At 67.9% G+C, this 20,574-nt stretch carries 21 protein-coding genes; 8 read left to right on the forward strand and 13 right to left on the reverse strand.

The window, feature by feature from the left end; genetic code table 11:
• Nucleotides 1-22 precede the first annotated feature (22 nt).
• From ACYVKL_RS25120 to ACYVKL_RS25135, 4 genes are all read left to right on the forward strand, one after another.
• A complete protein-coding gene (locus ACYVKL_RS25120) occupies nucleotides 23-664 on the forward strand; it encodes a TetR/AcrR family transcriptional regulator (RefSeq protein ID WP_379173649.1) in 642 nt (213 codons plus the stop codon).
• A 3-nt stretch (nucleotides 665-667) separates the two neighbouring features.
• Nucleotides 668-2,290: a GMC family oxidoreductase gene (locus ACYVKL_RS25125; RefSeq protein WP_379173646.1), complete on the forward strand. Its 1,623-nt coding sequence runs from the start codon at nucleotides 668-670 to the stop codon at nucleotides 2,288-2,290.
• Complete coding sequence (locus tag ACYVKL_RS25130; protein WP_460772997.1) at nucleotides 2,287-3,744, forward strand: flavin-containing monooxygenase; 1,458 nt, start codon at nucleotides 2,287-2,289, stop codon at nucleotides 3,742-3,744. Before ACYVKL_RS25125 ends, ACYVKL_RS25130 begins: the two co-directional genes overlap by 4 nt.
• 231 nt (nucleotides 3,745-3,975) lie before the next feature.
• Nucleotides 3,976-4,350, forward strand: coding sequence for a GFA family protein (locus tag ACYVKL_RS25135; protein ID WP_460773000.1), 375 nt, complete (start codon nucleotides 3,976-3,978; stop codon nucleotides 4,348-4,350).
• A 122-nt stretch (nucleotides 4,351-4,472) separates the two neighbouring features.
• Here the strand turns inward: ACYVKL_RS25135 and ACYVKL_RS25140 are convergent, their stop codons facing one another.
• Both ACYVKL_RS25140 and ACYVKL_RS25145 read right to left on the reverse strand, forming a co-directional pair.
• The gene (locus tag ACYVKL_RS25140) at nucleotides 4,473-4,988 is read right to left on the reverse strand and encodes a hypothetical protein (protein ID WP_379174145.1); all 516 of its coding nucleotides are present in this window, start codon (nucleotides 4,986-4,988) and stop codon (nucleotides 4,473-4,475) included.
• Nucleotides 4,989-5,432: 444 nt separating this feature from the next.
• Nucleotides 5,433-5,828, reverse strand: a complete 396-nt coding sequence (locus tag ACYVKL_RS25145; RefSeq protein ID WP_379174144.1) for a hypothetical protein — start codon at nucleotides 5,826-5,828, stop codon at nucleotides 5,433-5,435.
• Between the two features lie 322 nt (nucleotides 5,829-6,150).
• On the opposite strand from ACYVKL_RS25145, the gene ACYVKL_RS25150 reads away from it, so the two are divergent.
• A complete protein-coding gene (locus ACYVKL_RS25150) occupies nucleotides 6,151-7,563 on the forward strand; it encodes a DUF1254 domain-containing protein (protein WP_379174143.1) in 1,413 nt (470 codons plus the stop codon).
• Here ACYVKL_RS25150 and ACYVKL_RS25155 read toward each other — a convergent pair.
• The gene (locus ACYVKL_RS25155) at nucleotides 7,560-7,946 is read right to left on the reverse strand and encodes a hypothetical protein (protein ID WP_379174142.1); all 387 of its coding nucleotides are present in this window, start codon (nucleotides 7,944-7,946) and stop codon (nucleotides 7,560-7,562) included. The two genes, ACYVKL_RS25150 and ACYVKL_RS25155, sit on opposite strands and share 4 nt — an antisense overlap.
• Before the next feature lie 135 nt (nucleotides 7,947-8,081).
• On the opposite strand from ACYVKL_RS25155, the gene ACYVKL_RS25160 reads away from it, so the two are divergent.
• On the forward strand, nucleotides 8,082-9,302 hold the full coding sequence (locus ACYVKL_RS25160) for an acyl-CoA dehydrogenase family protein (RefSeq protein WP_213556757.1): 1,221 nt from the start codon (nucleotides 8,082-8,084) through the stop codon (nucleotides 9,300-9,302).
• Between the two features lie 29 nt (nucleotides 9,303-9,331).
• On the opposite strand, the gene ACYVKL_RS25165 is transcribed toward ACYVKL_RS25160, so the two are convergent.
• Genes ACYVKL_RS25165 through ACYVKL_RS25205 form a run of 9 tightly spaced genes read right to left on the reverse strand, consistent with a single transcriptional unit; the run spans nucleotide 9,332 to nucleotide 18,101 of the window.
• Nucleotides 9,332-9,970 carry an SMI1/KNR4 family protein gene (locus tag ACYVKL_RS25165; RefSeq protein WP_379174141.1) on the reverse strand — a complete coding sequence of 213 codons (639 nt, stop codon included), beginning with the start codon at nucleotides 9,968-9,970 and terminating at the stop codon, nucleotides 9,332-9,334.
• A gap of 8 nt (nucleotides 9,971-9,978) precedes the next feature.
• Nucleotides 9,979-10,929: a terpene synthase family protein gene (locus tag ACYVKL_RS25170; RefSeq protein WP_379174140.1), complete on the reverse strand. Its 951-nt coding sequence runs from the start codon at nucleotides 10,927-10,929 to the stop codon at nucleotides 9,979-9,981.
• 14 nt (nucleotides 10,930-10,943) lie between these two features.
• The gene (gene idi, locus ACYVKL_RS25175; protein ID WP_379174139.1) at nucleotides 10,944-11,555 is read right to left on the reverse strand and encodes an isopentenyl-diphosphate Delta-isomerase; all 612 of its coding nucleotides are present in this window, start codon (nucleotides 11,553-11,555) and stop codon (nucleotides 10,944-10,946) included.
• Nucleotides 11,555-12,754 carry a hydroxymethylglutaryl-CoA synthase gene (locus ACYVKL_RS25180; RefSeq protein WP_379174138.1) on the reverse strand — a complete coding sequence of 400 codons (1,200 nt, stop codon included), beginning with the start codon at nucleotides 12,752-12,754 and terminating at the stop codon, nucleotides 11,555-11,557. The genes idi and ACYVKL_RS25180 overlap by 1 nt, the downstream gene beginning before the upstream one ends.
• Nucleotides 12,754-13,827 (reverse strand): hydroxymethylglutaryl-CoA reductase, encoded by a 1,074-nt coding sequence (locus tag ACYVKL_RS25185; protein WP_379174137.1) that lies wholly within the window; start codon nucleotides 13,825-13,827, stop codon nucleotides 12,754-12,756. Before ACYVKL_RS25185 ends, ACYVKL_RS25180 begins: the two co-directional genes overlap by 1 nt.
• Entirely contained in the window at nucleotides 13,824-14,954 is a 1,131-nt protein-coding gene (locus ACYVKL_RS25190) for a phosphomevalonate kinase (protein WP_379174136.1), read from the reverse strand. The genes ACYVKL_RS25185 and ACYVKL_RS25190 overlap by 4 nt, the downstream gene beginning before the upstream one ends.
• Nucleotides 14,951-15,976 (reverse strand): diphosphomevalonate decarboxylase, encoded by a 1,026-nt coding sequence (gene mvaD / locus ACYVKL_RS25195; protein ID WP_379174135.1) that lies wholly within the window; start codon nucleotides 15,974-15,976, stop codon nucleotides 14,951-14,953. The genes ACYVKL_RS25190 and mvaD overlap by 4 nt, the downstream gene beginning before the upstream one ends.
• Complete coding sequence (mvk, locus tag ACYVKL_RS25200; protein WP_379174134.1) at nucleotides 15,973-17,064, reverse strand: mevalonate kinase; 1,092 nt, start codon at nucleotides 17,062-17,064, stop codon at nucleotides 15,973-15,975. The genes mvaD and mvk overlap by 4 nt, the downstream gene beginning before the upstream one ends.
• Entirely contained in the window at nucleotides 17,064-18,101 is a 1,038-nt protein-coding gene (locus tag ACYVKL_RS25205) for a polyprenyl synthetase family protein (RefSeq protein WP_379174132.1), read from the reverse strand. The genes mvk and ACYVKL_RS25205 overlap by 1 nt, the downstream gene beginning before the upstream one ends.
• Before the next feature lie 249 nt (nucleotides 18,102-18,350).
• Between ACYVKL_RS25205 and ACYVKL_RS25210 the strand changes: the two genes are divergently transcribed.
• Nucleotides 18,351-18,776 carry a hypothetical protein gene (locus tag ACYVKL_RS25210; protein ID WP_379174131.1) on the forward strand — a complete coding sequence of 142 codons (426 nt, stop codon included), beginning with the start codon at nucleotides 18,351-18,353 and terminating at the stop codon, nucleotides 18,774-18,776.
• A gap of 94 nt (nucleotides 18,777-18,870) precedes the next feature.
• On the forward strand, nucleotides 18,871-19,434 hold the full coding sequence (locus ACYVKL_RS25215) for a PadR family transcriptional regulator (protein WP_379174130.1): 564 nt from the start codon (nucleotides 18,871-18,873) through the stop codon (nucleotides 19,432-19,434).
• 15 nt (nucleotides 19,435-19,449) lie between these two features.
• Here the strand turns inward: ACYVKL_RS25215 and ACYVKL_RS25220 are convergent, their stop codons facing one another.
• Nucleotides 19,450-20,463, reverse strand: a complete 1,014-nt coding sequence (locus tag ACYVKL_RS25220; RefSeq protein ID WP_379174129.1) for a TIGR03617 family F420-dependent LLM class oxidoreductase — start codon at nucleotides 20,461-20,463, stop codon at nucleotides 19,450-19,452.
• Nucleotides 20,464-20,574: the final 111 nt, after the last annotated feature.

Genomic DNA, 20,574 nt, shown 5'->3' on the forward strand with positions numbered 1-20,574 from the left:
CCGATTGGTTGCAATCTGCTGTGTGACCGAGAAGCAGCATGTGCGCCGCACCCAGGCGGAGCGCACGGCATCCACGAAGGCAGCGTTGGTGGACGCGACGATCGAGACAATCGCCGAGATCGGCTACCACCGTGCTTCCCTCGGTGAGATCTGTACCCGGGCAGGGGTATCCAAGGGCGGGCTGTTCCGCCACTTCGACTCGCGACTCGCGCTGGTCGTCGAAGTCGCCGAAGAGGTCGGTCGCCGACACCTTGCGGGCTTTCGCGCCCTCGGTGACGCGCCCGTCGGGGAGATGCTCGCGTTGACGCGAAGCCAGTCGCGATCGCAAATCAACGCGGTCTGGTTCGAATTGCTGATCGCCGCTCGCACCGACGCCGAGTTGCGCGAGCAGCTCACTCCGGTGGCGACCCGGCTCTACGCTGCCGTCGACGAGCTCGCGGTGGTGCCCTCATCGGGTGCGGGAGTCGATCCCGCATTGCTTCGGTTGATGGGCACGTCGCTGGTGCACATGTTCGACGGAGAGGCCGTCCTCCGAGAAATCCTGCCGCGACCGGAGCTGGAGGACGCTCGTTTGCAGGCTGCGATCGAGCTGAGCAATGCCCTTGTCGCGCTTCGCCGTAACTACCCCTCCGTCGCCATCGAGCGATCCGACAAGGAGAAGTAACCCATGGCTCGAGAATTCCCGCACGAAACATCCGCGGATTACATCGTGGTCGGCGGCGGCAGCGCCGGAGCGGCCGTGGCACGTCGGATCGCTGATGCGGGCGCCGAGGTCCTGCTGCTGGAAGCCGGCGGCCGCAACGACTCCCAGCTCGTCCGGGTTCCGGGCATGGTCGGGGCAATGCACGGGGTCGGCGCGCTGCAGCGCAGTGTCACCTGGCAGCCGCGCACCAGCCCGCAGCCGTATGCCGCCGGACGCCGGGTATCGCAGATGCACGGGCGCGGACTGGGTGGCGGCAGCGCTGTCAACGGGATGATCTGGTCCCGCGGGCACCACAAGAACTACGACGACTGGGCGGCGGCCGGTTGCGTCGGCTGGAGTCACGCGGACGTGCTGCCGATTTTCAAGCGCATGGAAGCGTTCGAGGACGGCGCGAACGACTACCGCGGCGGCTCGGGCCCGATCGGTGTCACCCGTGCGCGCGATCTCGCCGAGGTGACCGAAGCCTTCCTCGACACACTCGCCACGACTGCGGGAGTCGCCCACAACGCCGACTACAACGCGGCCGAACAGGAGGGCGTCTCGGTCGCCCAATGGAACGCGGCCGGCGGGCGTCGTCAGAGCTCGGCGGAGGCGTACCTGCGCGATGCGCCGCCGAACCTGCGTGTGCGGACGGGTGCGCAGGTCACGCGGATCCTGATCGACAAAGGCTCCGCCGTCGGCGTCGAAATCGCTACCAAGCGAGGCACGGAACGTCTTGTCGCGCACCAGGAAGTCATCGTGACCGCCGGTTCGTTCCGCACCGCTCAACTGCTCATGCTCTCCGGAATCGGACCGGCCGCACACCTGGCCGAACACGGGATCTCGGTACTCGGTGATCTGCCGGTGGGGGAGGGCTTGCAAGATCACGCCGTTGTCCCCGTGGTCTACAACGTGACCGAAGGTCCGGTCCTCGGTCCGGCGAAGTTCGTTGCCGCGATGGCCAGGGAGCGCATTCGGGCGAACTCGACCTTCCTGGCCGGCTCGTACATGGAGGGCATTGCTCACATCAGGTCGGAGTTCGCCGACGCCGTTCCCGATCTGCAGTTGTTCGCGACTCCGCTCGGTCGCCGCGGCGCCGACGCCACGATCCCGGGAGTTCACCCCGACATCGACGGCGCCTGCTTCACGGTCTATCTGGTGCTGCTCTATCCGGAGAGCTCGGGCACGGTTCGGTTGGCCTCGCGCGATCCGCATGTCGCGCCCGTGATCGACCCTCGCTACCTGAGCGCATCCGTGGATCTCGACGTGCTGATGTCGGGACTGGAGATCGTCCGAGCGGCGATGGCACACCCGGGGGCCGCTTCCTACGTCCGCGCCGAAGTGGCGCCCGGCCGCGCCGGCACCACGCCTGCGGCCGTCCGAGAGGACGCCCGCCGTCGGATTTCGAGCGTCTATCACCCAACCGGCACGTGTCGTATGGGCGTGGATGAGCGAGCCGTGGTCGACCCCGAATTGAAGGTGCGCGGCATCGAGCGGCTGCGCGTCGCCGACGCATCGGTGATGCCGTCCATTCCCGGCGGCAACACCAACGCGCCGTCGATGATGATCGGCGAGCGCGCCGCCCAACTGGTCCTGGAGGACGCATGACCACCCTGTTCGAGGTTGCCGTGATCGGCGCCGGCATCTCCGGTCTCGGCACCGCGATCAAGCTGCGCGAGGCGGGGATCACCGACTTCGTGGTGCTGGAGAAGGCCGACAGTGTCGGTGGCGTGTGGCGGGACAACACCTATCCGGGGTGTGCGGTCGACATCCCCTCGATCGCCTACTCGTATTCCTTTGCGCCCCACGATGACTGGAGTCGAAAGTTCGCGCCGCAGCCGGAGATTCTGTCCTATCTGCGTGAGACCGCCGATCGCTTCCGCGTCAGCGAGCATCTGCGTCTCGGGGTCGAGGTGTTCGAGGCGAGCTGGGACGGGCCGCAGCGGTGCTGGGTGTTGGACACCAGCGGCGGCGAGATTCGTGCCCGTTCGCTCGTCGCCGCCGCCGGCCCGTGGCATGAGCCGAGCCTGCCCGACATCGACGGCCTCGACTCCTTCCCGGGGCCGGTGTTCCACACGTCGCGCTGGGATCATGACGTCGATCTGACCGGACGGCGGGTGGCGATCGTCGGAACCGGCGCCTCGGCGATCCAGGTGGTGCCGAGCATTGCCGAGCAGGTGGCCGAACTCCATGTCCTGCAACGGACTCCGCAGTGGGTGGTGCCCAAGATGGAGCCCGCGCCGTCCCGGGTCGTGCGACGCCTGGGTGTGCATCGTCTGGGGTGGGTTCACGAATTCAACCGTCGGCGTGAGGAACTGATTCTCGAACTCACCAATATCGCGTTCAACCATCGCTGGGGGCAGGCGGCCTTCAAGTGGATAGGACGCCAGAACATCCGCGCGGCCATCGATGACCCAGCGTTGCGTGCCGCCCTCACACCCGAGTGGTCGGTCGGCTGCAAACGGCTGTTGATGTCGAGTGACTACTACCCGGCGCTCGCGCGCCCGAACGTCTCGGTTGTCTCGACGGGCCTGACAGCCGTTCGCGGGAATACCCTTATCGGCGAAGACAACTCCAAGACCGAGGTCGATGTCGTGATCATGGCGACCGGATTCAAGATCCTCGACATGCCGATCGCGGGCAAGGTCAGGGGCAGCGACGGACGCAGTCTGTCCGAGCACTGGGACGGCAGCCCACAGGCTTACCTCGGCACCACGGTGCCCGGCTTTCCGAACCTCTACATCCTTTTCGGGCCCAACGTGTCGGCCGTCGCGTCGGGGTTCCTGATCGTCGAGTCCCAGTTGCAGCAGGTAGTTCAGGCACTGGCTCATCTGCGGCGCAGCGGCGCGGTATCGCTGGAAGTCCGGGCACACGTGATGCGGCAGTTCAACGACGACGTCCAGGCCGCGTTACAGAGCACGGTCTACAACTCGGGCGGATGCCGCAGCTACTACTTCGACGAGAACGGCCGCAACGGCTTTTCCTGGCCCTGGTCGGCGCGTCGCCTCCGCCGTATGACCGCACGCTTCAACCCAACGGACTACATCGTGACGCGAGCGTGAGCACGTCCTCGAGTGCCCCGACCGTCCCTCATCCCAGTTCTCGGATTCTGTTGCCGGACAACTCGTATGAGCCCCGCTCGCCCGGCCGGCCCGACCTTCCTCCGCGCTTCTGGCTCCCATCAGCGTGAGTGTGAGAATCCGGCTCGAGAATATCCGCTTCTGCCGAGTTGAGGGCGTATACCGCAGTCGGCAGTGGACTGATTGTCGGTGTGATTGGCTACGATTCGCGTCGTGTCACAGACCCTGAATGGCGGCTGTCTCTGCGGCAATATCCGGTTTTCCGCGACCGGCGACCCGGACTTCCCGCATTTGTGCTCGTGTGCACACTGCCAGCGGCTTTCGGGTGCGCCAGTCATGTCCTGGGTGTCGTTTCCGGAAGAAGGATTCGAATGGACCGGGCCGGGTGGGGAGCCGACCTGGTTCGAGACCTTCCCGCAGATCTGCCGAGGGTTCTGCCCGTTGTGCGGGTCGAGCGTGGCATCCAAGGGAGACGAGGCTGGACTGGTTGGGGTCACGATGATGGCGTTGGACGATCACGCCGGCCTGGTACCGGTCAAGCAGAGCTTTGCCCACAACACAGTCCCGTGGCTTCCCCCGCTGGAATGACTTCGAGCTCTCTGAACGCACGCTACTGCCGCATACCGCGCTGACAGGATTGGTCTCGAAGGGCAATGGGCAGAATTCATTTCGGGTGTGTTCGGAGACTGCGGCTGCGTGGTGACCGACGTCTAGGCGTTGGGTTCGGGTGCCGCGCGCAAGGCCAGCACCTGTCCGGTAGCGGTGTGCTCACGCGTGATCGCTACGACGCCGGATCCGAATACGACATCGAGACGTTCGCCTTCCTCGTGGGTGATGCCCGCATGGTCGCCGTCGGTAGTCATGTTGAGTGGGGGATAAGCGAGGGCCAGCACCAGCGTTCCGCTCGGTAGATCGATGAGCCCCACCGGGGTTGTTCGGATGCGTGGCTCGTGTTCGAGCGCATCGGCGGGGATCGGGCGGACACCGGGTTCGGCAGGTAGCGAGATCCACAGGGTTCCGTCCGCACCGCGATGGACCTCGTACTGGCCGCCACCGTGTGCTTCTTCGACGTATGCGCGTGATCCGTCGAGTGTCAGTGAGGCACTGCCCTCGCAGGCCAGTTCCGCGCCGTGAACGTCCCAGCCGCCGTAGCGTGCCCGTGAATCACACAGCACCAGGAATAGACCGTCGTGCACGGGATTTCGAATCGAGCCGAGGTAGTCCACGGTTGGTCAGCCTACGACGGTGGCCTCCGGCATACCCGCCGCCGACAGCGGTTCACCGCCATGCCCTCAACCCCCGCTGACAGAACCGGCCGGCACGGACGATGGAAGATCAGGCAGCCGTGCCGATCCGAGACCGGCCGAACGTACCCTCATGCCGACGACCGGTCGGCTCGCCGGTCACCGGCCCATATCCTTGGCTACTTCCTCCTGAGCCGCCGCGATTTCTTCTTCGCTGCACTCCATGACAAGCGCTGGCGGACCTGCGCTCCCGTTTCGAGTGGGCCTGCAACTACAACGCCATGCCCTGCCGCGTGAGCCAACCTGCCAGAACGTCGAAGCCACTCACCCGCAACCCGATTCGAGGGTCAACCCAGTACAACGGCGCTCGCTGCCCACCCCCATCACGCCCCCCGCGTGACCCTCAGGCGCGGTCGTTCGGTGTTGTCAGGATGCGCGCCACGGATCGCAGCCGAGTCCGGCCGGCGGCACGGATCCCTCTGCCCCGGTCGCCGCGTCGTAGGACAGCAACTTGATCGTGGTGTTGTCCTTGTCGAAGGCCGCGAAGAGGATCGCCCCGTCGGGATCCCATTCGGCGGTCGTCGCCCCGTCGTGCATCCACTTCACCGTGGCGATGAGCGATTCGGCCCGATGACCGTTCGGAGTTCCCATGGCGGCCATGACTTCATCTTTGCTCTGCCCGAGGTAAAGGTCGCACCAGGTGGTGAGCTGATCGACGTCAGCGTGCCCGGTGACGACAGCAGGCCCAGCGGTAAGACCCAACTGAATCGCACCGACGAGAGCCGCGCGGTATGCGTACTCGGTGAACCGGTGGACTGTCATATCCCCGCCCTTCTATCAACGTCCGAGAACCCATCGACTCGGAGCGAGGACGATACTGCCGCACCCGGCCGACAAGATCCGCAAACGCCTGGCCGCAGACCTCCCGGCGAAAGGTTCCCGCGCCGTGCAACGAAAGACCAACCAGCGCACCGATCCGAGGCCGGCGGAACGTCCGCAACTGCCGAATGCCGAGTGGCACATGGTGGAGGTGAGACGCCACGCCCACATGGGATATTCGACTTGGCTGTCCTCCCGGCCGATACCTTCTGAAATGTCGGAATTTCGTCAGGCGAATCGGAAGCCATGACAAGTGGGAGAGCAAATGAGGTTCTGGAAGGTCTCAGTCGTTTGCCTCGCCGCGGCCGTCACAGCGGTGGCCGCGGGGTGCGGGACCAAAACCGGCGACAGCGCACCGGGTCCGGACGAGGTCCGCAAGATTGCCAAGGAAGCATACGTGTACGGCTTTCCGATGGTGGACATGTACCGCATCCAGAATTCGTATGTGGTGGACAAGAACAGCCCCCAGTACCTGGGCGGCTGGAACGAACTGCACAGCATCGCCCGGGTTTTCACGCCGGCGGACACCACCGTCCAGACCCCGAACTCGGATACGCCGTACTCGTTCCTGGACGCGGACCTGCGGACCGAGCCGCTGGTGATCACGGTGCCGCCGATCGAGGAGAAGCGGTACTACTCCGCCGAGTTCATCGACACCTACACCTATGTCGACGACCTGGTCGGGAGCCGGACCACCGGCAACAGCGGTGGCACCTATCTGCTGGCCGGACCGAGTTGGAAGGGTGACAAGCCCGCCGGCGTGGACAAGGTCATCAATTCCCTGACCGACTTCTCGATGGTGCTGTTCCGCACCCAGTTGTTCGACCCCGCGGATCTGGACAACGTCAAGAAGATCCAGTCCGAATACCAGGTGAAGCCGCTGTCAGCGTTCGAGAACAAGGCGGCCCCAGCGCCCGCGCCCGCGGTCGATTTCATGACGCCGCTGTCCCCGGACGCGGAGAAGACCTCGCTCGACTTCTTCAAGGTCCTCAACTTCACGATGAAGTATGCGCCCACCATGCCGAGTGAGAAGGACCTGCGCGAGCGGTTCGCGAAGATCGGGATCGGGCCCGACGGCGATTTCGATCCCGCGAAACTGAGTTCCGACAACCGTAAGGCCTTCCAGGACGGCATGTCCGACGCCTGGGCGGAGCTTCAGACTTTCCAGAAGGAGCAACTGGAGACCGGCAAGGTGAATTCCGGTCAGCTGTTCGGGTCCGCCGAACAACTGAAAGGGAACTATCTCTACCGCTTCGCCGGAGCCGTCATGGGCATCCTGGGTCTTCCCGGCGCGGAGGCCATGTACTTCCCGCTCACCAACGACACCACAGGCGCGAAACTCAACGGCGGCAGCAACTACACACTCACCTTCCCCGCCGGGCAACTCCCGCCGGTGAAGGCGTTCTGGTCGGTGACCATGTACAAGCTGCCGGAGATCCTGCTGGTGGAGAATCCGATCAACCGCTACCTGATCAATTCGCCGATGCTGCCGAGCCTCGTCCGCAATCCGGACGGCGGCATCACCCTCTACCTCCAGCAGACCTCGCCGGGAGCGGACCGGGAGGCCAACTGGCTCCCCACGCCGCCCGGTGATTTCGAGATGATCCTGCGCACCTACTGGCCCGAACAGGCCATCTCCGACGGCAGCTGGACCCCGCCGAAGGTGACCAGGGGCTAGTCGCTCGGCTCCTCCGGCACCTGGTGGACACCGTGCAGGAAGTCGTCGCCGAGTGGGCTGAGCCACTCGGCGGCGGCTCGCCTGGCGGTCCCGTCACCGCGGCGGCGCCGGGCCTTGTCCGGGTCGATGTGGAGTCGAACGCCCTTGTGCACCACTGTGTTCGGTAGATCGTCGTCGTCCGGTTCGCCGGAGTCGGAAGGGTCCGGCAGTTCCGCGATCTGCTCGATGACGATCTGTGCTCGCGCCGCACCGGGATCGAACATCTCCTGGAACGGCCCGACGAACGAGCCCCCGAGCCCGCGGTGTTTGGCCCGGACGGCGGCCCACCCCAAGAGGGCCAACGGGCCGATGGTGGCGATCAGCAATAGGAATTCCCCGCCCATTCTCACGAGCGTACCGACGGGATCCTTCGCTTTGCTCAGGAGAGGCGGGGCGTATCGGTGATCGGGCGGACCGGCCAATTAGAACGTGTTCTATATTTGGCATAACCGTTCCGCGAGCCCTCGGGAGTCCCCTACATGTACCAGTGGTCCGACGAAGACCTGATGTTCCGCGACGCGCTGCGCGGCTTCATCGACAAGGAGATCAAGCCCAACGTCGAGCAGCTGGAAAGCGGTGCGCTGCCGCCCTTCGACATCATTCGCAAGCTGTACGCCACCTTCGGGCTGGACGAGCTGGCGAAGGAGGGGCTGGAGAAGGCGTTCGCGCGCGAGGAGGCCGGGACCACCGGTAAGGCGGGCGGCGGGTTCAGCGGGTCGGGCAGCATGGGCGTGATCCTCAACAGCGAGCTGGCCGGCATCAGCCTGGGCCTGGTCGCTTCGATGGGCGTGAGCCTCGGACTGACCGTCGGCACCATCCGCAGCCGCGGCACCCTCGCGCAGAAGAAGCGGTGGCTGCCGGAGCTGGTGACCTTCGAGAAGGTCGGCGCGTGGGCCATCACCGAACCTGACTCGGGCTCCGACGCGTTCGGCGGCATGAAGTCCTACGTGCGCCGCGACGGCGAGGACTACATCCTCAACGGCCAGAAGACCTTCATCACCAACGGCCCCTACGCCGATGTCACCGTCGTTTACGCCAAGCTCGACGAGGGCGACGGCGTCGACAAGCGTGACCGCAAGGTGCTGACCTTCGTGCTCGACAAGGGCATGGAGGGCTTCACCCAGTCCAAGCCGTTCAAGAAGATGGGCATGAACTCCTCGCCCACCGGCGAGATGTTCTTCAACAACGTCCGCATCACCCCGGACCGGCTGCTCGGCGAGACCGAGACCCCGGCCAAGGGCGACGGCAAGGACAGCGCCAAGGAGTCCTTCGCCGCCGAGCGCATCGGCATCGCGTCGCTGGCGCTGGGCATCATCAACGAATGCCACCGGCTCAGCGTCGATTACGCGAAGTCGCGCAAGCTGTGGGGCAAGGAGATCGCCCAGTTCCAGCTCATCCAGCTCAAGCTGGCCGAGATGGAGATCGCCCGAATCAACGTGCAGAACATGGTGTTCAACGCCATCGAGCGCACCGCGGCCGGCGAGAAGGTGTCCCTGGCCGAGGCGTCGGCGATGAAGCTGTACTCCTCGCGCGCGGCCACCGAGGTCGCCATGGAGGCCGTGCAGCTCTTCGGCGGCAACGGCTATATGGCCGAGTACAAGGTCGAGCAGCTCGCCCGCGACGCCAAGTCGCTGATGATCTACGCGGGCAGCAACGAAATCCAGGTCACCCACATCGCCAAGGGCATTCTGGGCGCCTAGTTCTCACCCCTGTCGCACGCCCGCGCGGCTCACCTCATCAGCGATTCGACGAGGTTGGAACTGCCCGCGGGCGTGCACAGCGACACCGCGCCGGTGCACGGATCCACCAGCACCGACCCGAGTTCGAGGCGCGCGCTGATCAATTCGAAGAAATCGGTCAGCGAGGGCGCGATCACCATGCGCACGGCGGGGTCGGGTCCGTAGGTGATCACCTGGCCCGAGGTCCCGAACGGCCCGGGACTCATGTCCACCGCGAAACCGCTGTCGCCGTCGTCGGCGGTGAACGGCACCCAGCCGGGCTTCCAGAACTTCCGTGACACCACACCGGGTTCCGGGCAGCGCACCCAGCGGTCGCAGTCGAGGCCCGCGCGCCGGAAGGATTCCGCCGTCTGCTCCTGCACCGTCTGAATCGCGATGATCCCCTCGACGCCCAGCAGATTGTGCAGGAAGAAGTCGCCTTCATCGTCATTGCCGTCCGCCACGGAGAGCGCGGCGACCAGCGAATCCGGCAACGGTTGCCCGAAGACCTCCCGATAATGCGTGAGCGCGTCCACCGAGACGGGCGGCCGGAAATGCGCGCGGATACCCAGCGAGGCCGTCTCCATCCAGGCGAGCACCTTGGTGAAGGCGTACCCCGCGTCGATCTGTGACTGCTCGGGCAACCCCATCTCCTCTCCTACGAGATCGCCTGGTAGCGAGGAACTCTGGTGTGGAAGTCGAAGTCCGCGCGAGCAATGGTCCGGTAGCCGTCGACACAGGTCCCGAGTGCTTCCCGGTCGGTCTCGGACAGCTCGCCGATGCCGATGTCCTCGGCGATGTCGGCGCTGGCGTGCAACACCGACGCCGCGATCTCCGCGAGCAGCGCCTCGGCGGACGCCTTCGCGGCGTCCACGCTCAACTCCCGTTCGGCTTGCAGCACGCACACCGTGTTGTGGGTGTAGCCGCTGGCCTGCTCCTTCTCATACGAGCAGATGTCGTTGACGACCCCGGAATGCTCGGCGACCGCGGCCCGCAGCGCCTGATACGAGCGCAGATTGCGGGCGGTGTCCGACAACTCGATGTGGTTGACCAGATCGTGCAGATCCAGCAGCGCGAACATGGCGACGGAATCCCGTCGATGCACCCGGAATTCGGTCCACGGCAGCATCCGCCCGGCCACGCGATCGACCGCCTCGGTGAAGTAGGTCCACAGCCACGCCTCGGTGTCCCCGAGCAGCTGGCGCTGCTGGCCGGGTGAGGCGGCCTGGAAGGTGCGACCCGCCAAGTCCGCCACCGCGCGCTCCATCGGCGTCCGTGCGGGGGAGCCGTGCAGCGTGCCGATGAGGCCTTCGATGGTGCGCCCGCAGTGGCCGGGCGCGGCATCCTGGTCGTCGAGCTCGTCGTCGAGCAGGAACGCCCACGCCAGCCACTGCGTGATCAGATCCAGTTCGCTCTGCGCGATGTCGGGAAAAGCGAAGGCGGCCAGCAACTGTGGCCGGGTCGTCGCCAGATGCGCCTCGACACGATCGGAGCCGAGGCCGTGATCGCGCATCCAGCGCACCGCGGCGCCACCGGATTCCTCGAAGCCGGTGTGGAACGGCCCGGGCGGGAACGGAATCCGGTAGTTCGCGAAGTGGATCGCTGCCATGGTCGATGTCCTCCTTACGGTGCCGAGAGGTGCGGTGCGCGGGCGGCGGGCGGCAGCTCCGCGGCATCGGCGACGGGCCAACGGCTGACGTCGTGGTCGAGAGCGCGGAGCTGGTCGAGCTGTTGCAGGCACCACGGGGACAGGCCCGAATTCGGCGCGAGCGAACACTCGAGGAAGAACGCCCAGTCGAGCCAGCGAAGTTCGTCGACCTCGTCGGGGGATGGGTGCGCGGGCGGGTCGGCCCGGACCCGGTACACCGGGCACATCTCGAATTCGACTGTCCCGTCGGGCATGACGGCGCGATAGCGGAAGGTCGGCAGGATGAGATCGATGGCCGTCGCCGTCAGCCCCAGCTCCCGATCCAGTCGCCGGGCGACCGCGTCGGTGAGGTCCTCGTCCGGTCCCGGATGACCACAGCAGCTGTTGGTCCAGATCCCCGGCCAGGTGGGCTTGCTGAGCGCCCGGCGGGACAGCAGAAGCCGGTTGTCGCTGTCGAAGACATAGCAGGAGAAGGCCAGATGCAGGGGAGTGTCGCGGGTGTGCACGGTCGCCTTGTCGGCAGTGCCGATCCGGTGGCCGTCCTCGTCGAGGAGCACGACCTGTTCACGCGGCTCCGTGCCCCGCATCAGTGGCCGGCCTTGGCCGAGAAGGCGGGCTGCCGGGCGTGATAGATCCGCTTGTGCTCCTCGAACCCCGACAGCCGATACGTCCCGCCGCTGTCGCCGGTACTGGCCCGGCTGCCGTCGTGCGCGGTCGTGCGATCGGTGTGCAAGGCCCGATACTCGCTGTAACTCAACGGGTTTCGATTGCCAATCGTGGCCCGGTTGGCCTCGGAGCGCAGCTGCTCCCGGTAGCCGTCGACAGCGGTCAGCGACAGGAATTCGGCCACGCACCCGGATCCATAGCTGGCCAGCGCGATCCGGCGGCCGGTCAGATCGCTCGCACTGTCCAGGACCGAGGCCAGCGCCATGTACACCGACGCCGTGTAGCTGTTGCCGATGGCCCGGTTGTAGTCGGTGGTGTCGGCGAGCGCCGCGTCGACGGCCTCGTCGGTCACCGGCAGCCCGGCATGTTCGAGCAGGTGGCGGTGCGCCTTGAACGCCATCTTGGTGAACGGCTGGTGGTAGCAGAACCTTTCGAACTCGCGCAGGTCCACGCCGCCGAGCCGGCGGAAATCGTCGAAGGCGTGCTCGATGGCATCGAGATAGGCCGACACCGAGTAGCGGCCGTCGACGACGGCGGTGCTGCGATAGGTGGGCCGCCAGAAGTCCATGATGTCGGAGGAGAACAGCCCCGACACCGGATCGATCACGGCGACAGCGGGATCCGCCGACACCAGCATGGCCACCGCGCCCGCGCCCTGCGTCGGTTCGGCGGCGCTGTCGAGGTCGTAGCGGGCGATATCGGCGGCGATCACCAGGGCCTGCCGGCTCGGGTCGCGGGCGACGGCGGCGCACGCCAATTGCAGTGCGGCGGTGCCGCCGTAACAGGCCTGCTTGAACTCGACCACCCGCGCCTGCGACGGCAGGCCGATCAGACTGTGCAGATACAGTCCGGCGCACTTGGATTCGTCGACGCCGGTCTCGGTGGCGAAGAAGACGTTCCGGATCCGGCTCGCGCCGTGCCGTTCCACGATGGGCGCGGCCGCCGCGGCGGCCATGGTGACCACGTCCTCGTCGTCGCCGGGAATGCTCATGGCGTCCTGCCCGAGTCCACGCTGATACTTGGCCGGGTCGGTGCCCAGCCGGTCGGCCAGCACGGCGTGCGTGAGCATGTGGCGGGAGGTGGCCACCGCCAGGTCGTGAATGCCGATCGCCGGGGTCATCACTGCTCCGATCCGTTGGTGGTGGACTTTCGCTCCATGCGCAGGTGCGCCGCCATCAGCTCGCCCGGATTGGTTTGCGCTGCCATCAGCGACAATTCGCCGCACAGCACGACCGCGCCCGCGATGGCGGCCAGACGGCGGGCGTTCGCGCCGGGCTCGCGTTCCTCGCGGCAACCCAGCGCGGCTAGGGTGTCCTCGACGAAGGGCAGGTCCTTGCCGTTGCCGACGCTGCCGACGATCACGTTGGGCAGCGTGCAGGAGAAGTACAGGTCGCCGTCGCGGTCCTCGGTGTGGGTGATGCCCTGCGAGCCCTCGATGATGTTGGCGGCATCCTGACCGGTCGCGAGATAGAAGCCGAGCAGCATATTGGCGTAATGGGCGTTGGCCGAACGGATTCCGCCCGCCAGCGTGGTGCCGATCAGGTTCTTGCGGATATTGAGCTCGGTGACCGCGGCGGCGGTGGTGTGCAGCCGCGTGCGCACGATATCGCGGGGGATGAGCAGCTCGGTGATGACGTACTTGCCGCGCCCGAGCAGCCCGTTGACCGCGCTGGGCTTCTTGTCGGTGCACAGGTTCGCCGAGATCGAGCCGTAGCGCAGGTCGGGCATCTTCGCCAGCAGGTGATCGAGCAGGCGATCGGCGGCCAGCGTCGTCATATTGTGGCCGGACGCGTCGCCGGTGCGGAAGGAAAGACGAAGGTAGAGAAGGTGCCCCACGATCTGCGGGGTGATGTCGGTGAGCTCGCAGAAACGGCTGCACGAGGCCGCGACGGCGCGCAGCCGCGGTAGCTCGGCGATGATCTGATCCGCCGCGGCCGCCGCGGCCGGACCGTCGGGCGCGTCCAGCAGGATCGACCGGGTCATGCATTCCCCGGTGACGGTGGTGACGATGCCGTCGCCGGACAGCATGGACACTCGCGCGCCGCGCTGCACCGAGGGCCACAGGGGCGATTCATAGGTCGCCAGCGGCGCATGGATCTCACCGGCCACCGCATTGCCGGTGATCCGCAGCGGGCCGATCCACCGGGTGGGCACCGCGGCGGAATCGAGGCGGTCGAGCGCGGGAATTGTCATGCGGGAGTGCCTTTCTGTGTGGCGCACACGGCGGTCGACGCGGCGAGCGCGGTGGACGGGACCAGAGCTAGGGACAGCGGATCGATGCCCGCGCGCCGCCAACCGGTGGTGATGACGCGGGCGGCGTCGAGGTCGGCCGCGTCGAGCACCGCGATGCCGCAATCACCGCCGCCCGCGCCCGACGGTTTGGCCGCGGCCCCGGCGGCCTCGGCGATCCGGCACAGCTCCGACAGGGCCGGAGTCATGATCCCGAGCCCCATCTCACGGTCCAGCGTCGCGAGAGACGCTGCCACGAGGCGTATTTCGGCGGCGACCGCGGCGATGTCGCCGTCGGTCAGGGCAACGGTGATGCGGTCGACGGCGGCATCACTGCGCGCCAGGAACCGGCCGTAGCGCGGATCCTCGGTCCCGCCACGGGAATACAGCACCGCGACCCGCTCCGAGCTGCGCGCCGGACTGCCCGTCCAGCCGACCTCTATCCGCAGGCCGGGCGGAATCTCGACGGGTGTGATCGACAGCCCCGACCAGGGCCGGTGCAGGGCGTCGTCGACGGTCCAGCCGGGCGGCATGTGCAGGGCCCGGGGGTCCGGCCGCTGATAGCGCACGATGCCGCCGAAGGTGGCGGCCGCGAGATCACCGCCGGAGCAGTGCGGGTCGGCTGTCATCGAGGCCAGCATGGCCAGCCGATAGCGATGCGCGGGCGGCAGTCGCAGCTCGTGGTGGCGGGCGAGGGCGTCGATGACCGCGACGGTGACCGCCGCGCTGGAGCCGAGCCCGAGCTTCCGGCCGCCGGACCCGTGCAGGTCGGTGGTGATCTCGACGCGGCCGGGGCGCAGGGGCAGATTCCGTTCTCGGACCAGGCGTTCCACGATCGCGATGGCCGCGGCGACCGGGGCGAGCTGATCCGCGGGGCGATCGTGATGGCGCAGCCGTACCCGATCGCCGTCGTGGGCGATCGAATGCTCGTGCCCGGCACAGAGATCCGTGTGCACCGTGGTCGTCGCGGCGTCGGTCACCCGGACGCGGGCGAAGCGGTCGACCGCCATGATCAGGGCGGGCCGCCCCGGGCTGAGCACCGCGTATTCACCGGCGAGGTACAGCTTGCCGGGCGCTCGGCATTCGATCATGCGGCGGCGCCCGGCGTCACCGTGGTCCCGGGACCGCGGTGCGCGATGTGGGTGGCCGAGACATCCGGCAGCTCCGACACCGCTCGGGCGACCCGGATCTCGTCGCGCGGGTCGCACAGGACGGCCACATTGGGACCGGCGTCGATGGTGGCGTACGCGTCGATGCCGCCGGTACGCAGGGCGGCGACGGCATCCAGCACCCGCAGGGTGCCCGCCTGCAGGTATCGCACCGCCGGGCGGGCCGCGAGCATGGTCGCGTGCATGCTCAGCGCATTGTGTTCGGCGATCCGGCCGACCTCCTGCAGATCGCCGCGCCCGATGGCCGCGCGCATCCGCTCCAGATCGGCGGCGATGCCGGCCGCCCACGGCAGGTAGAACGGCGAGGTCTCCACGGTGTGCTGCATGGCTTTCCGGCTCGACACCGCCTTTCCGCCGCGGTCGACGATGGCGATCACCATGGCCGGATCGAAATCGCCGGCGGGCACCGGCTCCGCATACGACCCGAGATCGTCGCGCGGCGGCCGGGAACCGCCCGGATGCCAGACGACGAAGTCGCCGAACACCGACCGGCACGCCGAACCCGAGCCGCGCCGCGCGAGCCGCGACAGCTCCCGCGGTGTGAGGCTGTGGTCGTAGGCGGCGCACGCGGCCGCGGCCAGGGCGGCGAATCCGCTGGCGGAGGAGGCCAATCCGGCGCCGGTGGGCACCGAGTTCACCGAGTCGACGGCCGCGGCCTCGTGCCGGCCGGTGATGTCGCGCACCAGCCGCAGGAACCCGGTCACACGCCGGGTGGTGACCTCGTCGGCGGGCCGCCCGTCCAGGGCGATGGTGTCGGCCTCCTGCTCGCCGACCCGGACGTGAGTGGTGGTGGGGAAGATATCGAGGGTCATCGACAGGCTGCCCGTGACCGGCAGGATCAGGTCACGATCACGTTTGCCCCAGTACTTGATCAGCGCCATGTTCGGGTGGGCGACCGCCGTCGCGCCGGTCTCGATGTCGAGGGTCGTTGCGTCAGTGCTCATTTCGGCTCGCCTTCGATCGGAAGTGTCCACACCTGGTGCACGCCGCTGTCGTAGAGCCGCTCGCTGATGCGAGCCGCGGCAGCGGGGTGATCGGCCAGCGCGAGCAGGCACCCGCCCAGGCCGCCGCCGGTCAGCTTCGCCCCGAGCGCACCCGCGTCCAGCGCCGCGCCGACCGCCCGATCGAGGACGTCGCTGCTGACGCCGAGATCGACGAGCAGTTCGTGGAACCGGGTCAGCGAGCGCCCCACCCCGGGCCAATCGCCATGCGCCAGTTGGGTGGCCGCGTCCTCGGTGAGCCCTTCGGCCGATCGCAGCATCTCCAGCCCCCGCTGTCCGGTCAGCCGCGCGGTGGCGATGCCGACCGCCCGCCGGGTACCGGCGCTCACCCCGGTGTCGGCAACCAGCAGCAGTGCGCGCCCGGTGATCGGGATCGGCGTGGGGACCCCGGCCCGGAATCGGATGGGGCCGTGGGAGACCGCGGCCGCCGCGTCGACGCCACTGGCCCGCCCGTGCGAATGCTGTTCGCCCACCTGGACGAAGGCGGCCAGGTCGGCGTCCTCGAGGGACCGTCCGAGCAGAGCGGCGGTGGCACGGACGGCCGCCGCGGTGCTGGCCGCGCTCGAACCCAGACCACGAGCGACGGGTATGCGGCTCTCGGTGTGCACGGCGATCGGCGTGTCGGTGACATTCCAGTGCCGTAGGGCCGCGTCGACAGCGAACTCCGGACCGGTCCTGGGGCGGAAGCCGGGGCCGCCGACGCGGATGACACCTGCCCCGCCGCCCGGAAGCAGCGGCGCGGCAGGGAAATCCGGCACAGCAGTGGAACCCTCGGCGGTACGGGGATTCTGGGCCGCAGCGGGACCCCGCGTCGCAGTGAAATCCTGGGCGGCAGTGAAATCCGGCACGGCAGGGGAATCCTGGGTAGCGGCGGAATCTGGCGCAAGCATGGCTCGCGCGTGCACGGTCAGGGCCGGAATCGGCAGTGCGATGGCCGGACTGCCGTGCACCACGGTGTGTTCACCGATCAGGATGACTTTCGCGTGGGCGCTGCCGTGCCCGACGTCGCGGCGCGGAGACACGGCCGTCATCAGAGGTCCCGATGGGTGGCGACGTGGGCCAGCGCGCGCAGATCATCGGAAACCTGTTCCGCCGGTATCGCGTTGATCGCCTGTGCCAGATAGTGCTCGGCCTGCGCCACCGCGGCGCTGCGGCCGCCGCCGTTCTCCACCATCGTCGTCAGGCGTGCGACCGCGCCCGAATCGAGCGGCTCGTCGGAGTCGTAGCAGCGGGTGAGTTCGGCCGCGTCGGGGCCGCCCGCCTCGATGGCCGCGATGACCGGCAGGCTGCGCTTGCGGCGGGCCAGGTCGTTGCCCGCGGGTTTCCCGGTGACCTCGGGGTCGCCCCAGATGCCGAGCACATCGTCGACGAGCTGGAAGGCCACGCCGAGATCGCGTCCGAAGGCGTGGAATCCGGCCACCGTCCGCGCGTCCGCGCCGGCGCTCATGGCCCCGATCGCGCACGCGCTGCCCAGCAGCGCACCCGTCTTCCCGGCCACCATGCCGAGGTATTCGCCGACGGTGACGTCGGTGCGGTGCTCGAAGGCGCAGTCGTGCTGCTGTCCGCGGCAGAGCTCGATGACGGTGTCGGACAGTTCGGCCACCATGGCCGTCGGATCGGGGGAGGGGGCGCGGGCCAGCAGGCGAACGGCCAGGGCGTGCAAGGCGTCTCCGGCCAGCAGGGCGTCGGTGGCGCCCCAGATGCGCCACAGGGCGGTGCGGCCGCGGCGGGTGTCGTCGCCATCCATGATGTCGTCGTGGATGAGGGTGAAGTTGTGGATCAGCTCCACCGCGGCGGCCCCGGGCAGCGCGGCGGCGGCGTCCTGCGCGCCGCAGGCCTGTGCGGAACAGAGAGTCAGGGCCGCGCGCAAGGACTTTCCGGCTCGGAAGGCGCCCGGCCGCCCGTCGCGGTCCCACCAGCCGAAGTGGTAGCCGATCATGGCGTGCAGCGGCTCGGGGAGCCAGCCGACCGCCTCGCGCAGCACCGGATCACAGGTGTGCTGGGTGTGGGCCAGCAATTCGGCTGCGCGACGGTCGGAATCGGTCTGACGGGGAGCCATGGTGTCCATCTGCGAACTCCTGCCGGGGCCTGACGAGCTCGAGCGGGTTGAACGAGATGGATTTCAAAGTAGGGGCGTGATTGACGGGTCGCTACGCACCGTCGCGCATGAGGAATATGCTTCGCGCGCATATTTCGGTGTGACAGGTTCGCGGCGGTGATCGAGATGTGGGGAAAGCACCCCGCCACCAGCAGTGAAGCACTATCGTTTCTCATCGCTCACGGAGAAGTGAGCGACATGTGAGGAGCACACACAAACATGAAGAATTCCCGCCGGGCAGGCATCGGCGCGACCGCGATCGGCGCCGCGGCCGCCGTCGCCGCGCTGACCGCCCCCAATGCGAGCGCCCTGGTCAACGGCATCACCGTCAGCGACGCCAAGGTCTGCCTCAACAAGGCCACCACCGTCACCGTCGCCGTCACCGCGACCTCGTTCCTGTTCGATGTCTCCCTGAGCGACAACGACACCTCGGTCGGCAACTCCAAGGTCTCCAACAGCCAGGCCGTCTTCACCTGGACCCCCACCACCACTGGCTCGCACACCCTCAAGGCGACCCAGGAAGTGATCTCCACCAAGACCATCACGGTGGACGTCGTGGACTGCACCCCGGTCCCCGTCCCCGGCACCGGCTCGTCGGCGAGCAACCCCCTCGCCGGCCTGCTGAGCAGCCTCTCGGCCAAGTAGGGCGCCGCGGACCTGTGGGTGGGGCGCACGGCCCCGCCCACAGGCCCGTCATCGGCCGCACACAGTCAATTAGTTGACCGGATAGGCTGGCCGCATGGCGCTACGAAACGCGGTCCTGGCCGCGCTGCTGGAAGGTGAGGCGTCCGGCTACGACCTGGCCAAAGGTTTCGACGCCCCCGTGGCGAACTTCTGGGTCGCCACCCCGCAGCAGCTCTACAAGGAACTCGAGCGCATGGCCGCCGACGGCCTCATCGAGACCCGCGTCGTCGAGCAGGAGCGCCGCCCCACCAAACGCCTGCACTCCATCACCCCCGCCGGGCGGGCGGCGCTACGCCAATTCATCGGCGAGCCCGCCAAACCCACCGCCATCCGCGACGAGATGATGGTGAAGGTCCAGGCCATGGAACCCGAGGACGCACCCGGTGTGCGGACCGCCGTCGCCGCGAAACTCGACTGGTCGCGCGCCCGGCTGGCCCGCTACGAACGCCTGCGCACCCGCATGCTCGACGGTCGCAGCGAGCAGGCGTACCTGGCCGAAGTCGACCGGGTCGGGCCGTATCTGACCCTGCTGCGCGGAATCTCGCTCGAGCAGGAGAACATTCGCTGGGCCGAGTTCGCGCTCTCGGTCATCGACCGGCGAATCGCGGCCCACGCGTAAGGTTTTCGCACCCGGTCAGTTCGACCGCAGATCCTCGATCGCGAGGCGCAGGCGGTCGTCCGCACCGTCGTCGGCGGGCGCGGACAGCACGACGCCCTCGGCCAGACCGGCGTAACGCTCCCGCAGCAGATCCGGCAGCGCGGCGTAGTCGGCGCAGATGAGCAGGGCGTCGAGAACGTCGTCGGTCATCACCGCGGACAGCCGGTCCCACTGGTTCGCCTGCACCAGATCCCGCAGCCGGTCGAACAATTCGGGCAGACCGAGCCGGACCAGCGTCGACTTGTAGGACGGGGTGGCGTAGAGGAAGGCGAGCAACCGGCGCATCCGCTCGCGCTCGCGAGCCACCCCCTCGGCCGTCGCACCCAGCGCGACCGGAGCCGAGGCGATGATCCCCGGCGTGGTCCGCCCGGCCGCGGCCGCACCTTTCTCCAGCGCGGGCCGGACCACCTCACGCAGATAACCCGGATCGGAATTGGTGGAGTGCGTGATCACGCCGTCCGCGAGACGCCCTGCCAGCGTGCACATTCCGGGGTTGACCGCGCCCAGCAGCACCGGCGGCGCGGTGGCCGTGGGCCCGGGATTGAAGTACGGCTGCATGCGTGTGAGCCGATAGTGCTCGCCCTCGTAGCGGACCGGCCCACCGGAGGCGAAGGCCGCGAACAGCTCCCGCACCGCCTCGACGTATTCGCCCATCCGCGACACCGGTTCGGTCCACGGCATCCCGTAGCGGCCTTCGATGTTCTGTTTGATCTGCGTGCCCAGACCTAGTTCGAAGCGTCCGCCGGAGAAGGCGGCCAGGTCCCACGCCCCGTAGGCCACCACGGTGGGCGAGCGCACGAAGGCCAGCGTGATGGCGGTGCGCAGGGTGATCCGGGTGGTGTGTTCGGCGGCCAGCAGCGCCACCGCGAAGGAGTCGTGGATGGTCTCGGGAATGTGGATCCCGTCGAACCCCAGGGCCTCCATCCGGCGGGCCACCGCGGGGACCTGGGACAGGGGTAGACGTGGGTCCAGGGCTGCAAAGACTCTCATCGACCGTCTTCCTCGCATGTCGCGCGTAGTTTCATGGCTGCGGTGTCGACGCCGACCGTAGCGAACCGGACGCCCCGGGTTACATTTGCGCGGTCCGCATTCCTCTGCGAA

It is taken from the genome of Nocardia tengchongensis (genome assembly GCF_054781395.1).

Bases quoted from the DNA above. Each gene is read 5' to 3' on its own strand.
- ACYVKL_RS25125 (WP_379173646.1), top strand. From the start codon at position 668: ATGGCTCGAGAATTCCCGCACGAAACATCCGCGGATTACATCGTGGTC.
- ACYVKL_RS25130 (WP_460772997.1), top strand. From the start codon at position 2,287: ATGACCACCCTGTTCGAGGTTGCCGTGATCGGCGCCGGCATCTCCGGT.
- ACYVKL_RS25145 (WP_379174144.1), bottom strand. From the start codon at position 5,828: ATGACAGTCCACCGGTTCACCGAGTACGCATACCGCGCGGCTCTCGTC.
- ACYVKL_RS25150 (WP_379174143.1), top strand. From the start codon at position 6,151: ATGAGGTTCTGGAAGGTCTCAGTCGTTTGCCTCGCCGCGGCCGTCACA.
- ACYVKL_RS25155 (WP_379174142.1), bottom strand. From the start codon at position 7,946: ATGGGCGGGGAATTCCTATTGCTGATCGCCACCATCGGCCCGTTGGCC.
- ACYVKL_RS25160 (WP_213556757.1), top strand. From the start codon at position 8,082: ATGTACCAGTGGTCCGACGAAGACCTGATGTTCCGCGACGCGCTGCGC.
- ACYVKL_RS25165 (WP_379174141.1), bottom strand. From the start codon at position 9,970: ATGGGGTTGCCCGAGCAGTCACAGATCGACGCGGGGTACGCCTTCACC.
- ACYVKL_RS25170 (WP_379174140.1), bottom strand. From the start codon at position 10,929: ATGGCAGCGATCCACTTCGCGAACTACCGGATTCCGTTCCCGCCCGGG.
- idi (WP_379174139.1), bottom strand. From the start codon at position 11,555: ATGCGGGGCACGGAGCCGCGTGAACAGGTCGTGCTCCTCGACGAGGAC.
- ACYVKL_RS25180 (WP_379174138.1), bottom strand. From the start codon at position 12,754: ATGACCCCGGCGATCGGCATTCACGACCTGGCGGTGGCCACCTCCCGC.
- ACYVKL_RS25185 (WP_379174137.1), bottom strand. From the start codon at position 13,827: ATGACAATTCCCGCGCTCGACCGCCTCGATTCCGCCGCGGTGCCCACC.
- ACYVKL_RS25190 (WP_379174136.1), bottom strand. From the start codon at position 14,954: ATGATCGAATGCCGAGCGCCCGGCAAGCTGTACCTCGCCGGTGAATAC.
- mvaD (WP_379174135.1), bottom strand. From the start codon at position 15,976: ATGAGCACTGACGCAACGACCCTCGACATCGAGACCGGCGCGACGGCG.
- mvk (WP_379174134.1), bottom strand. From the start codon at position 17,064: ATGACGGCCGTGTCTCCGCGCCGCGACGTCGGGCACGGCAGCGCCCAC.
- ACYVKL_RS25205 (WP_379174132.1), bottom strand. From the start codon at position 18,101: ATGGACACCATGGCTCCCCGTCAGACCGATTCCGACCGTCGCGCAGCC.
- ACYVKL_RS25210 (WP_379174131.1), top strand. From the start codon at position 18,351: ATGAAGAATTCCCGCCGGGCAGGCATCGGCGCGACCGCGATCGGCGCC.
- ACYVKL_RS25215 (WP_379174130.1), top strand. From the start codon at position 18,871: ATGGCGCTACGAAACGCGGTCCTGGCCGCGCTGCTGGAAGGTGAGGCG.
- ACYVKL_RS25220 (WP_379174129.1), bottom strand. From the start codon at position 20,463: ATGAGAGTCTTTGCAGCCCTGGACCCACGTCTACCCCTGTCCCAGGTC.